This window comes from Rhodoferax sp. TS-BS-61-7 (assembly GCF_002943465.1).
Lineage (GTDB): Bacteria > Pseudomonadota > Gammaproteobacteria > Burkholderiales > Burkholderiaceae_C > Allorhodoferax.
Genome location: NZ_PTQY01000005.1, coordinates 343,644 through 356,520 on the forward strand (window position 1 = coordinate 343,644; position 12,877 = coordinate 356,520).

Annotated in this window: 16 protein-coding genes; 12 read left to right on the forward strand and 4 right to left on the reverse strand. The window is 63.2% G+C overall.

Annotated elements, in window-relative coordinates:
* The first annotated feature begins 2 nt into the window (after positions 1-2).
* Positions 3-653 (forward strand): FMN-binding negative transcriptional regulator, encoded by a 651-nt coding sequence (locus tag C5F53_RS15350; RefSeq protein ID WP_105262242.1) that lies wholly within the window; start codon positions 3-5, stop codon positions 651-653.
* Here the strand turns inward: C5F53_RS15350 and C5F53_RS15355 are convergent.
* The gene (locus C5F53_RS15355) at positions 650-1,675 is read right to left on the reverse strand and encodes a pirin family protein (RefSeq protein WP_105262243.1); all 1,026 of its coding nucleotides are present in this window, start codon (positions 1,673-1,675) and stop codon (positions 650-652) included. The genes C5F53_RS15350 and C5F53_RS15355 overlap by 4 nt on opposite strands.
* Before the next feature lie 70 nt (positions 1,676-1,745).
* On the opposite strand from C5F53_RS15355, the gene C5F53_RS15360 reads away from it, so the two are divergent.
* The 3 genes from C5F53_RS15360 (at position 1,746) to ygiD (ending at position 4,574) form a co-directional block, all read left to right on the forward strand.
* Complete coding sequence (locus tag C5F53_RS15360; RefSeq protein ID WP_105262244.1) at positions 1,746-2,915, forward strand: exo-alpha-sialidase; 1,170 nt, start codon at positions 1,746-1,748, stop codon at positions 2,913-2,915.
* Positions 2,912-3,526 (forward strand): hypothetical protein, encoded by a 615-nt coding sequence (locus tag C5F53_RS15365; protein WP_105262245.1) that lies wholly within the window; start codon positions 2,912-2,914, stop codon positions 3,524-3,526. The genes C5F53_RS15360 and C5F53_RS15365 overlap by 4 nt, the downstream gene beginning before the upstream one ends.
* A gap of 139 nt (positions 3,527-3,665) precedes the next feature.
* A complete protein-coding gene (gene ygiD, locus C5F53_RS15370) occupies positions 3,666-4,574 on the forward strand; it encodes a 4,5-DOPA dioxygenase extradiol (protein ID WP_105262246.1) in 909 nt (302 codons plus the stop codon).
* Positions 4,575-4,586: 12 nt separating this feature from the next.
* On the opposite strand, the gene C5F53_RS15375 is transcribed toward ygiD, so the two are convergent.
* Positions 4,587-5,378 (reverse strand): IclR family transcriptional regulator, encoded by a 792-nt coding sequence (locus C5F53_RS15375; protein WP_105262247.1) that lies wholly within the window; start codon positions 5,376-5,378, stop codon positions 4,587-4,589.
* A gap of 137 nt (positions 5,379-5,515) precedes the next feature.
* On the opposite strand from C5F53_RS15375, the gene C5F53_RS15380 reads away from it, so the two are divergent.
* Positions 5,516-6,529: a TRAP transporter substrate-binding protein gene (locus C5F53_RS15380; RefSeq protein ID WP_105262248.1), complete on the forward strand. Its 1,014-nt coding sequence runs from the start codon at positions 5,516-5,518 to the stop codon at positions 6,527-6,529.
* 5 nt (positions 6,530-6,534) lie between these two features.
* The gene (locus tag C5F53_RS15385; RefSeq protein ID WP_105262249.1) at positions 6,535-6,972 is read left to right on the forward strand and encodes a type II 3-dehydroquinate dehydratase; all 438 of its coding nucleotides are present in this window, start codon (positions 6,535-6,537) and stop codon (positions 6,970-6,972) included.
* A 73-nt stretch (positions 6,973-7,045) separates the two neighbouring features.
* On the opposite strand, the gene C5F53_RS20625 is transcribed toward C5F53_RS15385, so the two are convergent.
* Together C5F53_RS20625 and C5F53_RS15390 are read right to left on the reverse strand one after the other, a co-directional pair.
* Positions 7,046-7,177, reverse strand: a complete 132-nt coding sequence (locus C5F53_RS20625) for a hypothetical protein (RefSeq protein ID WP_255413713.1) — start codon at positions 7,175-7,177, stop codon at positions 7,046-7,048.
* Between the two features lie 54 nt (positions 7,178-7,231).
* Complete coding sequence (locus C5F53_RS15390) at positions 7,232-7,522, reverse strand: hypothetical protein (RefSeq protein ID WP_105262250.1); 291 nt, start codon at positions 7,520-7,522, stop codon at positions 7,232-7,234.
* Positions 7,523-7,591: 69 nt separating this feature from the next.
* Between C5F53_RS15390 and C5F53_RS15395 the strand changes: the two genes are divergently transcribed.
* The 6 genes from C5F53_RS15395 (at position 7,592) to C5F53_RS15420 (ending at position 12,736) form a co-directional block, all read left to right on the forward strand.
* Complete coding sequence (locus tag C5F53_RS15395) at positions 7,592-8,269, forward strand: TetR/AcrR family transcriptional regulator (RefSeq protein WP_105262251.1); 678 nt, start codon at positions 7,592-7,594, stop codon at positions 8,267-8,269.
* Positions 8,270-8,431: 162 nt separating this feature from the next.
* A complete protein-coding gene (locus tag C5F53_RS15400; RefSeq protein WP_201740867.1) occupies positions 8,432-8,980 on the forward strand; it encodes a TRAP transporter small permease in 549 nt (182 codons plus the stop codon).
* Between the two features lie 17 nt (positions 8,981-8,997).
* The gene (locus C5F53_RS15405) at positions 8,998-10,275 is read left to right on the forward strand and encodes a TRAP transporter large permease subunit (protein ID WP_105262252.1); all 1,278 of its coding nucleotides are present in this window, start codon (positions 8,998-9,000) and stop codon (positions 10,273-10,275) included.
* A 100-nt stretch (positions 10,276-10,375) separates the two neighbouring features.
* Positions 10,376-11,383: a TRAP transporter substrate-binding protein gene (locus C5F53_RS15410; protein WP_105262253.1), complete on the forward strand. Its 1,008-nt coding sequence runs from the start codon at positions 10,376-10,378 to the stop codon at positions 11,381-11,383.
* A gap of 64 nt (positions 11,384-11,447) precedes the next feature.
* A complete protein-coding gene (aroQ, locus tag C5F53_RS15415; protein ID WP_105262254.1) occupies positions 11,448-11,903 on the forward strand; it encodes a type II 3-dehydroquinate dehydratase in 456 nt (151 codons plus the stop codon).
* Complete coding sequence (locus tag C5F53_RS15420; protein WP_105262290.1) at positions 11,903-12,736, forward strand: shikimate dehydrogenase; 834 nt, start codon at positions 11,903-11,905, stop codon at positions 12,734-12,736. Before aroQ ends, C5F53_RS15420 begins: the two co-directional genes overlap by 1 nt.
* Positions 12,737-12,877 lie beyond the last annotated feature (141 nt).

The window sequence follows — 12,877 nt, forward strand, 5'->3', positions numbered from 1 at the left end:
TCATGTACCAACCCGGCCACTTTGAAGAAACCCGCACTGAGGTCTTGCACACCCTGGTGCGCAGGCACCCGTTGGCTACCTTGGTCACGCTCACCGCGCAGGGGCTAGAGGCCAACCACATCCCACTGCTGTTGCGCACCCAGGGCGTTACCCGCCCCACGCTGGTGGGCCACGTGGCGCGTGCCAACCCGCTGTGGCGCGAGACCGATCTGGCCATGCCGGTGTTGGCCATTTTTCAGGGCCCACAGCACTACATCAGCCCCGGCTGGTACGCCAGCAAGGCTGAGCACGGCAAGGTGGTGCCCACGTGGAACTACGCCGTGGTGCATGCCAAGGGTCTTTTGCAGGTGCATGACGACGCGGCCTGGATACGTGCGCAGATGGTGGAGCTAACGGGCCAGCAGGAGGCCGGTATGGCGCGCCCCTGGGCCGTGGACGATGCGCCGCGCGATTACACCGACCGCATGGTCAGCGCGGTGGTGGGTATTGAAATCCCCATCGACAGCCTGGCGGGCAAATGGAAAGTCAGCCAGAACCAACCCGCCGCCAACCAGGCCACCGTGCAGCAGGGACTGCAAGGCCTGGGGTCTGAGGCGGGTGCCGCGATGGCGGGGCTGGTGGATGCGTTGGGCGTGAGCGCGAAGAAGGGCTAGCGTTCTTCGATTTTCCCGTCCGCATGCTTGGCAAAGCGGCCTTGCTCGCGCGGGTGCACGGGGTCATTCGCACCCCATGGCCAGCCGCCAAACTCGGTGCGGCGGTAGTCGGCAAAGGCCTGGTGAATCTCTTGCTGGGTATTCATCACAAACGGGCCGTACTGCGCCACGGGCTCGCCAATCGGGCGGCCTTGCAGCACCAGCAGTTCGCTCTCCACATCGCCGTTGACAAAAGTGCAGTCGTCGGTGGCACGCGCCTCCATCACCGATTTGACGGGCACGGGTTGGCCCGCCACGGTGAGTGTGTTGCCCTGGAAGAAATACAGCTGGCGCCGCGTGGCGGCATGGCGCACGCCAGGCAGTGTCCACGTCGCGCCGGGGCTGAGTTTGATGGTGTAGATCGCCAGCTCGCTGTCGGCCTCGCTGGCCCAGGAGTCGGGCGGTGGGGGCAGGCCCTGCTTATCGCCTAGCGTGCCGGCAATACACACCACCTCGGTGGTGCGGCCATTCGTGTCGGTGGCCGTGGTGCGCGGAATGTCTTCGTGCCAGAACATGGTGAAGTGGGGCTCCACCATCTTGTGTTTGGCCGGCAGGTTGAGCCAGATCTGGAACAGTTCGGTCGGGTTGGGGGCCTCGGTGTGTAAGAGCGGAAACATCTCGCAGTGCACGATGCCCTTGCCGGCCGTGAGCCACTGCACATCGCCACCACCAAAACGCGCCGTGGCACCCAGCGAGTCGGAGTGGTCAATGCGGCCGTTGCGCACGATGGTGACCGTCTCAAAGCCGCGGTGTGGGTGCGAGGGAAAGCCCGGCACCGTGTCGCCGTGGTACATGCTCCAGCCGTCCTTGCCCGCAAAGTCCTGGCCGATGTTGCGGCCTGCCAGCAGCGCCGGGTCGGGCGCCATCTGGGCGTTGCCTGCCGGGTAGGCGTCGTTGTGGTGCACGCAGAACAGGAAGGGGTCCAGGGTCTGCCAGGGGAAACTTAAGGGGGCGATGGAAAGCAGGGTTTTCATGCCCCGCATTGTCCCCGCCTTGCCAAGTTTTTGCAGCCCCTGCGGCAGAGCCCCTGTGGCGCCCCACTAAGATCGGCGCATGTTGTTGTCTTCTCTTTGGGGCCGTGTTGCCCTAGTGCTGGCCAGCCTGGCCGTATTACTGGGCGCAGACCACGCCCTGCGGCCGCCTGCAGCCGCACCCGCGCTGGCGCAGATGCCCGCCATTGCTGTGGGTGGCCAGCCGGTGCAGGCGGCGCAGTTGCAGCGTGTGGCCGGGGGCGATGTGCCCATGCCGCCCGGCACGGCGGCCGCCCACGCCAGCAGCCTGCTGCCCATGCCGGTCGGGCACGCCGCTGCGCTGAGCTTGTTCTGGTTTTCGGGCGAACGCGAGAGTGGCCCGCTGGTGCAGATTGCCGCCACCCAGTGGGACCGTGCCACCCAGACCTGGCTACCGCCGCGTTTTGTGGTGAACCGCCATCAAATGGGCGACCTGCTGGGCCATGGCTTGCGCCGCCTGGGCAACCCAGTGGCCTGGACGGATGCGCAAGGCCGCATGCACCTGTTTGTGGTGGCCACGGGCTGGGGCGGCTGGGCCGCGAGCCGGGTGCTGCATTTGCAGCAAAGCAGCGCCTCGCAGGATTTGGCGGAGCTGGCGTTTGCGCCGGTGCGCGTGTTGCCCTTGTCCTGGTTGTGGAACACCAGCTTTTTGGTGCGCAACGCCATGCTGCCCCTGCAAGATGGCGGCGCGGTGCTGCCGGTGCACTTCGAGCTGGGCCTGAAGTACCCCGCTACGGTGCGGCTCGATGCGAATGGGGAGTTTGTGGGCCTGACCCGCATGTCCAACCGCACCCATAACCTGCAGCCCAGCATCCTGCCGCAAAGCCCCACGCAATGGGTGGCGCTGATGCGCGATGAGCGGCACGGTGGCAAGGTGACCGCGGCGCGCACCGACGATGGCGGCGCGCACTGGACGGATTTGCCCGACCTGCCCCTGGGCAACCCCGATGCCGCGGTGGCCGGTTTTGCGCTGGGGCCGCAGCAGATGCTGCTGGCCCACAACCCCACCCCCGAAGGCCGCGCCCGGCTGGACCTGAGCCGCAGCGCCGACGGCCTGCAGTGGACGCTGCAGCAGACCCTGGCCAAGGGCGCAGAGGAGGCCGAGTTTTCTTACCCCGCGCTGGCGTGGGCCGATGGGGCTTTGTGGATCAGTTACACCGTGGACCGTGCTACCTTGTCCTGGCAGCGGTTTGCGGTGGGAGGCCAACCATGAGCGCGCCCGCTTTGCCGCCGCTGTGGCTGATGCAGGTGTGGCTGCCGCTGGGCTGGGCGGTGGTCTTGGCCTCCCTGGTGCTGGTGGTCGTCCATCGCTTTACCCGGCATCGCGGCGTGGTGTGGGGTTTGCCGCTGCTGGTGGCGCTGTGGGCCCTGCTGCCTGGCGAGTTGTCACCCGCCTATTGGCTGGGCCTGGCGTTCCAGGCACCCAGTGTGCTGTTGGTGCTGGTGTGCGCCTGGTGGAGTGGCAGCACGTTGCGTGGCGCACCTGTGGTGGCCCGCCCCGGCAAACCCTGGGTCGCTTTGGTGCTGGTCGCCCTGGTGGTGGGCTGGCTGTTGCTGCTGGACACCCTGGCCCAACTGCCTGTGGCCTTGTACGCGCTGGGCTTTGACGCGCCGGCCCTGGCCGTGGTTGCCCTGGCCACTCTGCTGCCCCTGCTGCAGGCCGGTGCCGCCCGGCGCGTGAGCACTTGGCTGGCACCGCTGGCCGTGCTGCTCTTCGTGCTGCTGCGCCTGCCTACCGGTAATGTGTGGGACGCCGTGCTGGACCCCTGGCTGTGGCTGGGGCTGCATGGCTACTTGCTGCGGGTTGTGCTGAGGCGCTCCTGATTTGATAGCTGTTTGCGCAATAAATACGGGGGCTAGAGGCCAAAATGGCTATAAATCTAGGCTCCAATCCGGCTGAACGCCCTCTCTGCAATTGCCGCTGCAGTGGGAACTTCGTCTGCCGGTATCACTCCACCTCTGCATGTACCGCAGAACCACCCTGGCCGCCCTGGCCACACTCCCTAGCCTGATCACCACGCCATTTGCCAGCGCCGCCAGCCAGCCGCTGCTGCAGGCGCTCAAGCCCTCGCCGCGTTTGCCGGTGTTGTTTGTGGGGCATGGCAGCCCCATGAATGCGATTGAAGACAACGCGTGGCGGCGCAGCTGGCAGGCCATGGGGGCCGAGCTGCTGGCGCGTGGCGTGCGGCCGCAGCTCATTCTGTGTATTTCGGCGCATTGGCTCACACCGGGCTGGCAGCTCACCGGCATGGCGCAACCCAAGACGATTCACGACTTTGGCGGCTTTCCGCAAGCCCTGTTCGACCAGCAGTACCCGGCGCCCGGTGCGCCCGCGGTGGCGCGCAGCCTGGCCAGCGCGCTCAAGTCGCCCGCCACCGGCGCGCCCTTGGGGGTGGATACGCAGCAATGGGGTTTTGACCACGGCACCTGGTCGGTGCTCAAGCCCATGTTTCCCAAGGCCGATATTCCGGTGCTGCAGCTCAGCATGGACTACAGCCGCGCGCCTTCGGAGCACTACGCATTGGGCCGGCAATTGCAGGCGCTGCGTGAACGTGGTGTGTTGATTGTGGGCAGCGGCAACATCGTGCACAACCTGCGCGCCACGCGCCAGGACGCCGCGGTGAACGAAGCCTACGACTGGGCGCAGGAATTCGATACGGTGGTGCAAAACCAGATCAAGAAGGGGCAGCTGGACGCGCTGCAAAACTTCTTGTCGCTCGGTGCAGTGGCCCAGCAGGCGCACCCCTCGCACGACCATTACCTGCCCTTGCTGTATGCGGCCGGTGCAGCCCGCGCCAGCGAGATGCCGCGCTTCTTCAACACGGGTTTCCAGTCCGCGTCCATCTCCATGCGCTCGGTGCTCTGGGGCTAACGAAGCGGGGCCTCAGCCCTTGCCCAGCGGCGGGCCGCCAAACAGGGCCGACGCGTTGCTGATGGGACCCAGTTCGGCGGCCGTGGCCAGCAGGGGCTCGGCCAGCGCATGCATGCGCTCCAGCGTCAGCCGCAGCTTGGGGCCGGCAATGCTGATGACGCCAATGACCTCCTTGCGCTGGTAGACCGGGGCAGCCATGGCCGTCATGCCGGGGGCAAACACCTCGTCGATCATGGCGTAACCGCGCACGCGCGCGGCGTGCAGGTAGCCCAGCAGGGCCTTGACGGTGGTGGGGGCGCGCGGGCCGTAATCCTCCGGTGTGCCAAAGCCCTGGCGGGACACCATTTCCATGGCGCGCTCATCACTCATGGTGAGCAGCCAGGCGTGGCCGGATGCGGTGCAAGAGAGGCGGGCGTCCATGCCCATGTCGGGGTCGTAACGCAGGCCCTTGCGCATGCCCTGGGACTTGGCCACCCAGGTCAGGCGCTCACCATCCACCAGCGACAGGCGCACCAGTTCGCCTGAGGTCTGGGCCAGGCGGTCCAGCAGGGGCTCGGCAATATCCACCATGCCCACGTTGCTGAGGTAGCCCAAGCCTAGCGAGGCCAGTTTGGTGGTGAGCAGGTAGTCGCCATGCGCCCGTGCCTGGCGCACATAGCCGCGCTGTTGCAGGTCGGCCAGCAAGCGGTGGCAAGCGCTCAGGGGGATGTCCAGCTCGCTGGCCAGTTGCGCCAGCGGGTAGCCATCCGGGTGGGCGGCCATGTGTTCCAGGATCTGCAGTCCCCGGACCAGGGCGGTGCTCATGGAGGTTCCTTTTTATATGGAGAAATGATTTTCCAACTTGGAAAGTATTTCTCATCGATTCCAAATAATAGCGGCGAGAACACTGCAGGCCACCAAGCCTGCTGCTGCCACTCACCCTAACAACAGGAGACATCACCATGCAACACCCCTTTCCACGCCGCCTTGTGCTGGCACTTTGCCTGGGCCTGGCAGGCCTGGGCGCCCAGGCCCAGGACATCCAGGAGCGCACCATCAAGTTCGGCCACCTGAACAACGCCGGCCATCCCACCAGCCTGGGCGTGCGCAAGTTTGCCGAGATCGTTGCGGCCAAGAGCGGCGGCAAGATCAAGGTGCAGGAGTTCGCCGCTTCCGCGCTTGGCAACGAGCTGCAGCAACAGGCAGCGCTGCAAGGTGGCGTGCAGGAGATGCTGGTGGCATCGACCACCTCGCTCAACGGCATCGTCAAGGAATTTGGCCTGCTCGACTTTCCTTTCCTGTTTGCCAATGCCAAGCAGGCGGATGCCTTGGTAGATGGCCCGCTCGGTAAGGCACTGGCTGCCAAGTTGCCGGAGAAAGGCCTGCTCGTCCTGGGATTCTTCGACCTGGGCTTTCGCAATGTCACCAACAGCAAGCGACCGATCATGAAAGGGTCGGATCTGGAAGGCCTGAAGCTGCGCGTGATCCCGAACCCGGTGTTTCTGGAAACCTTCAAGACTTTCAAGGCCAACCCCGTGCCCATGGCCTTTGCCGAGCTGTATGGCGCGCTCGAAAGCAAAGCGGTCGATGGCCAGGAGAATCCTTTTGCCGTGATTGAGTCGAGCAAGCTCTATGAAGTCCAGAAGTACGTGAGCGGTACCAACCATGTGTACGCGACCAATCCCATTCAGATCAGCAAGCGTTTCTGGGACCGCCTCTCTGCGGTAGAGCAAAAGCTTATTCAAGACGCGGCCACCGAAGCCCAGAACTGGCAGCGCGTTGTTAGCCGCGAAGTCTCTAGCAAGGCCTTGGGCGAGCTGATGGCCAAGGGCATGGTCTACAACGACATTCCGCCCGCCGAACTGGCCCGCATGCGTGCCGATGTGCGCCCTGTGTACGACAAGTTCTCCGCTGCTTACGATCCTGCGACAGTGACCCTGTTCAAGGCCGAACTGGAACGGGTCTCGAAGCTGTGAATCCCATGAAATTCCTCGTCTTACACGGTCCCAACCTCAACCTGTTCGGGCGGCGTGAGCCCCATATCTACGGCACCACCACACTGGCCGAGATCAACAGCAAGCTGCAGACCCTGGCTGCCGAGTTGGGGGTGGAGCTGGAGATCCTTCAGTCCAACCACGAGGGCACGTTGATCGACAAGCTGCACGAGTGCATCGACACGGTGCAGGGCGCCTTGCTGAACCCGGCCGGGCTCACCCAGCACGGCGTGCCGCTGCACGATGCGATCAAAGCCATGCCTTTTCCGGTGCTGGAAATCCACATGTCCAACATCGCAGCGCGGGAGCCCTGGCGCTCACACTCCATCATCTCGCCGGCGGTGAAGGCCACGATCCAGGGGCTGGGCTGGCGCTCGTACACCATGGGGCTGCGCGCGCTGGTGGAGCTGGCGCAGGACGCCTAGGCAAAAAAAGGGCCAGCCCTTTGGGGGCTGGCCCTTTTTGTTTTTGGGGTGCGCCAGATTCAGCGCACCACCCTTACAGGCAACACGCCAGCATCTGCAGGCAGCACTCGGCCAGGTCGCCGCAGCAGTCGCTTGCGGCAAAAGCCAGGGCCGAAGTCGCCATCAGCAAAGCGCCGGCGGTGAGTTTGAACAATGTGGATCGCATGGTGTTTTCCTAAAAATGTAATTCGCAAAATTGGGTATGAGACAAAACCCGGCGTCAGTCAGGCGGACTCCAGATGGGGTGCACCGGGCCATCCGGCGCCCGGTCATGGCCTGAGCGGGCGAATACCACACCCGGTGTGAACGCAAAAGCCGGCGCACGCGCCATGCTGGCGGCAGGGGCCGCGCAGGCTTGGCACACCACCATGGCGGCGCAGCCGGGCATGTCGTGGCACATGGTTTCACAGCAGTCGCCATGCAGGGGCATGGGGGCAGACCGGGCACCACTGCTGTAGGCGCTCAGGGCCAATGCCAAGCTCAACAGGGTGATCCAAAGGGTTCTGCGCATGGTGGAAATGTAACGTCTCAAAGGGTTTCTAGCGAATGTCGGGGACTTGCAGCCTCCTATACTCGTGAAATGAACCAGTCAGTACATTCCGCGGGAAGCACCACATCCCCAGCCAAGCCGGTGGCCGCGCCCTCGCGTACCAACGACCCGGCGCGCACCATGGCTGGCATCCTGGCGGTGGCGACCAAGGAGTTTGCGGCCAAGGGACTGAGTGGTGGGCGCATCGACGCGATTGCCGAGGCTACGCACACCAGCAAACGCATGATTTATTACTACTACGGCAGCAAAGAGGGGCTGTACGTGGCGGTGCTGGAGGAGTCGTACCGGCGCATGCGCCAGATCGAGGGGCAGTTGCACCTGGAGGACATGGAGCCGGAGGCGGCGCTGCGCCGGCTGGTGGAGTTCACCTTCGACCGGCATGCGGATAACGAGGACTTCATCCGCCTGGTGATGAACGAAAACATTGAGCAGGGCAGCTACCTGGCACAGAGCAAGACCATTCAGCAGCTCAATGTGCCTGCCATCCAGGCGATTCGCCAGCTCTATGACCGGGGGGTGCAGCAGGGCGTCTTTCGCCCGGGGCTGGATCCGGTAGACATCCACGCGTCCATTTCGGCGCTGACGTTTTTCAACGTGTCCAATCGCCACACATTCGGACTGATCTTCAAGGACAAGGCGCAGAACGCACAGTCCGACGCGCGCCGCACCAGCATCACCGAGATGGTGGTGCGCTTCGTGCGCAAGTAATCCGGCAGTCTTGGTATGGCTTGTGCGCAGGGAGGGCGTACAAGTCATTCACTTTCGGCATAACAGCTTTCCCGGCTATGCGAGATAGATCTAGGGAAAACCCGCATCTCATAAAACTAACTAGTTCGTACATTAACAAGCGTACGAAATCTGGAGCGATGTGTGGTCAAGAAATTTATCAATGGGTACTGCAAGCTGCTGGGCTACCTGATTGCTGCCGCACTGGCGCTGATGGTGGTGCTGGTGTTTGGCAACGTGGTCATGCGCTACGCCTTTAACTCGGGTTTCACCCTGTCCGAAGAGCTGTCGCGCTGGTTGTTTGTGTGGGTCACGTTTATGGGCGCGGTGGTGGCTTTGCACGAAAAAGCCCACCTGGGCACCGACATGCTGGTGGGCCGCCTGGGCGCCGCGGGCAAGAAGGTCTGCATGGCCTTGTCTCTGGTGTTGATGCTGTATTGCCTGTGGCTGGTGTTCAAAGGTTCGTATGACCAGTACCTCGTCAACAAGGACTCCACCAGCCCGGTGATGGAAGTGTCGATGGGTATTTTTTATGCGTCCGGCCTGGTGTTTGCCGTGTTGGGCGCGCCCATCGTGCTGATGGACTTGTGGCGCCTGTTGAGCGGCCAGGTCGATGACGCACACCTCGTATGGATTCAAGAGTCCGAGGAGGCCCCGCACGGTGGCGACTCGGGCCCCCATTCCCGCGCCTGATCCCGGAGCTGACTGACATGACGATTGCAATTTTTCTGGGCTCTTTGCTGGCGGCCATGGCCCTGGGTGTGCCGATCGCGTTTGCCTTGCTGCTGTGCGGCGCTGCGCTGATGTGGCAGATGAACATGTTTGATGCGCAGATCCTGGCGCAAAACGTGATTGAAGGCTCCAACAGCTTTCCGCTGCTGGCGGTGCCGTTTTTCATGCTGGCCGGCGAGATCATGAATGCGGGTGGCCTGTCGCGCCGTATCGTCAATTTCGCCATGGCGCTGGTGGGCCACATCAAGGGCGGCCTGGGTTATGTGACGATTGTGGCGGCCGTGATCATGGCGTCGCTCTCGGGCTCTGCGGTGGCCGATGCGGCTGCGCTGGCCGCCCTGTTGTTGCCCATGATGGTGGCGGCGGGCCATGACCGCGCCCGCTCGGCCGGCCTGATTGCTTCGGCCGGCATCATCGCCCCCATCATTCCGCCCAGCATCGGCTTTGTGATTTTTGGCGTGGCGGCCAACGTGTCGATTTCCAAGCTGTTCATGGCCGGCATCTTCCCGGGCGTGTGGCTGGCTCTGTCGCTGGTGGTGACCTGGTGGTGGCTGGTGCGCAAGGAAACCATTGTTCCCCCGCCGCGCAAGAGTGCGGGTGACGTGCTGGAGGCCATGCGCCTGGCCACCTGGGCGCTGGTGTTGCCCTTCATCATTGTGTTCGGCCTGAAGTTTGGGGTCTTTACCCCCACGGAGGCGGCGGTGGTGGCGGCGGTGTACTCGCTGTTTGTCTCGACGGTCATTTACCGGGAACTGAGTTTCAGCAAGCTGGTGCCCTTGTTTGTGGCGGCTGCCAAAACCAGTGCGGTGGTGATGTTCCTGGTGGCAGCGGCCATGGTGTCGGCCTGGATGATTACCGTGGCCAACCTGCCCGGCCAGGTGGTGGAGCTGCTGCAGCCCTTGCTGGACAGCCCGCGTTTGCTGATGCTGGCGATCATGATTCTGACCATTGTGGTGGGCACGGCACTGGACATGACGCCCACGATTCTGTTGCTGACACCGGTGTTGATGCCGGTAGTCAAAGCCGCAGGTATTGACCCGGTGTACTTCGGTGTGATGTTCATCATCAACAACGCGATTGGCCTGATCACCCCGCCGGTGGGCACCGTGCTGAATGCGGTTGCCGGTGTGGGCAAGGTGGGCATGGACGAAGTGACCAAAGGGGTGTTGCCTTTTATGTTTGCGCAGTTCGCCATCATGTTTTTGATGGTCGCCTTCCCGCAGCTGGTGATGGTGCCGGCCCGCTGGTTTTATTGATAGTTAACGGCAGCCGGGCGTGCTTGGGTACGCCACGTCCGGCAGGCTTTTTGTAATGCGTACAGCCGCTCTCGGTTCCCATAATTTCAGGAGACAAGTCATGAAACGTTTAGTCCTCAAAGCCATTGCCGCAGCCGCTGTCCTCGCCACTTTTGGCGTGGCCCAGGCACAAGAAATCCGTGAACACACGATCAAGTTCGCCACCCAAAACCCCAAGGGCCACCCCATGGTGCTGGGCATGGAGCGTTTTGCCGAAAACGTGAGCAAGAAGTCGGGCGGCAAGATCAAGGTCAACCTGTTCCCCGGCGGCGTGCTGGGCGGTGACCAGGCCAATGTGTCCGCCGTGCAGGGCGGTACGCTGGAAATGGTGGTGCTCAACACCGGCATCCTGGCCAGCGTGGCCAAAGAGCTGGCTATTTTTGACTTTCCTTTCCTGATCAGCTCTGCCCAAGAGGCCGATGCGCTGGTGGACGGCCCCGTGGGCAAGAGGCTGCACGCCAAGCTGGAAGAGCGCGGCATTGTGGGCCTGTCCTACTGGGAGCTGGGTTTTCGCAACATCACCAACAGCAAGCGCGCCATCCTCAAGGTGGAAGACATTGAAGGCCTGAAGCTGCGCGTGATCCCCAACCCCATCAACGTGGACTGGGTGAAGGCCCTGGGCGCCAACCCCACACCGCTGCCGTTCCCCGAGGTGTACGCCGCGCTGGAGCAAAAGGCGATTGACGGCCAGGAGAACCCCCTGACCGTGATCAACGCCAACAAGCTGTACGAAGTGCAAAAGTACGTCACGCTGACCAACCACCAGTACAACCCCCAGTCGGTGATCATCAGCAAGAAGTTTTGGGACACCCTGAACGCGGCCGAGAAGAAGGTGATTGACGAAGCCTCGGACGACGCGACCAAGTACCAGCGCGAGCAGTCTCGCGCCCAAGCCGCCGCTGCGGTGGATGGCCTCAAAAAAGGTGGCATGACGGTGAGCGAATTCACACCGGCCGAACTGACCAAACTGCGCGACAAGATGAAGCCCGTGGTGGCCAAGTACAGCGCCAACGTGGGCGAAGCCACCGTGGCCGAAGTACAGGCCGAACTGGCCAAGATCCGCAAGTAAGCACCGTCCCCTGCGTGGCCTGGTGGCCGCGCAGGGCTGCTGATTCTTTTGTTTTCGAGGTTGTATGAAAGTCCTGATGCTGCACGGCATTAACCACAATATGTTCGGCAAGCGCGACCCCGCGCAGTACGGCACCATCACGCTGGACGAAATCAACGCCAGCCTGACTACGCTGGGCCGCGAGCTGGGTGCCGAGGTAGAGGCCTTTCAGACCAACAGCGAGAGCGCCATGTGTGAGCGTATCCACCAGGCGTTTACCGACGGTGTGGACGCGGTCCTCATCAACGCCGGTGCCTGGACGCATTACAGCTACGGCATCCGCGATGCCATTTCCATCCTGACCTGCCCGGTGGTGGAGCTGCACATGTCCAACATCCATGCGCGCGAAGAATTCCGCCACAAGTCGGTGTTTGCCGACATTGTCAAAGGCCAGATTGCCGGCTTTGGCGCGGACAGTTATTTGCTGGCCCTGCGCGCCGGTGTGAATGCGGCCAAGGCTGCCAAGGCCTCTCAACCATGATCATCAACGGCAACACCGAAGTCATTGCCCACATTGGCTTCCCCACGCACGCCTTCAAGGCGCCCATGATTTACAACCCCTGGTTTGAAAAAGCCGGGGCCAATGTGGTGGTGGTGCCCATGGGCTGCCGAACACCCGACTACGCCACGTTTCTGCGCAGCGTGTTCACGCTCTCCAACATCCGCGGCGCGCTGATCACCATGCCGCACAAGGTGCCCACCACCGAGCTGGTGGACGAGTTGTCACCCACCGCCGCCATTGCCGGCGCCTGCAACGCCGTGCGCCTGGGGCCCAACGGGCAGCTGCAAGGCGACATGTTTGATGGCGCCGGTTTTGTGCGCGGCGTGCTGCGCAAGGGCCTGAAATTGCAGGGCGCACGCGCCCTGGTGGTGGGCAGCGGTGGTGTGGGTTGCGCCATTGCGGCGTCCCTCGCTGCCGAAGGCCTGTCCGCACTGGCCGTGTTTGACGTGAACGCTGCCGCGGCCGACGGCCTGGCCGCCCGCCTGCGCCAGCACTACCCGCAGCTTGACGTCTTGACCGGCTCCACCGACCCCGTGGGTTTTGACCTGGTGGTGAACGCCACACCCCTGGGCATGAACGAGGGCGACGCCATGCCGCTGGATGTGTCGCGCCTCTCGCCCGACACCTTTGTGGGTGAAGTGGTCATGAAGACCGAGACCACGACCTTTCTGGCGGCGGCCATCGCGCGCGGCTGCAAGGTGCAGGTGGGTTCGGACATGCTGTTTGAGCAGATCCCCGCCTACCTGGAGTACTTCGGCCTGCCCAGCACCACGCCCGAGGAGCTGCGGGCCGTGGCCATGCTGCAGTACTAGTTTTTAAGCCATATCTTGATTTCCAAATCGAATTGCGACACCTCATGAGCGCATGACGAAGGGCTGAGGATGGAGTGAATTGGTTAGCCTTTTGGTTCCTACACCGACAGGTTTGCCAATGACCCACAACCACCTCAGCCC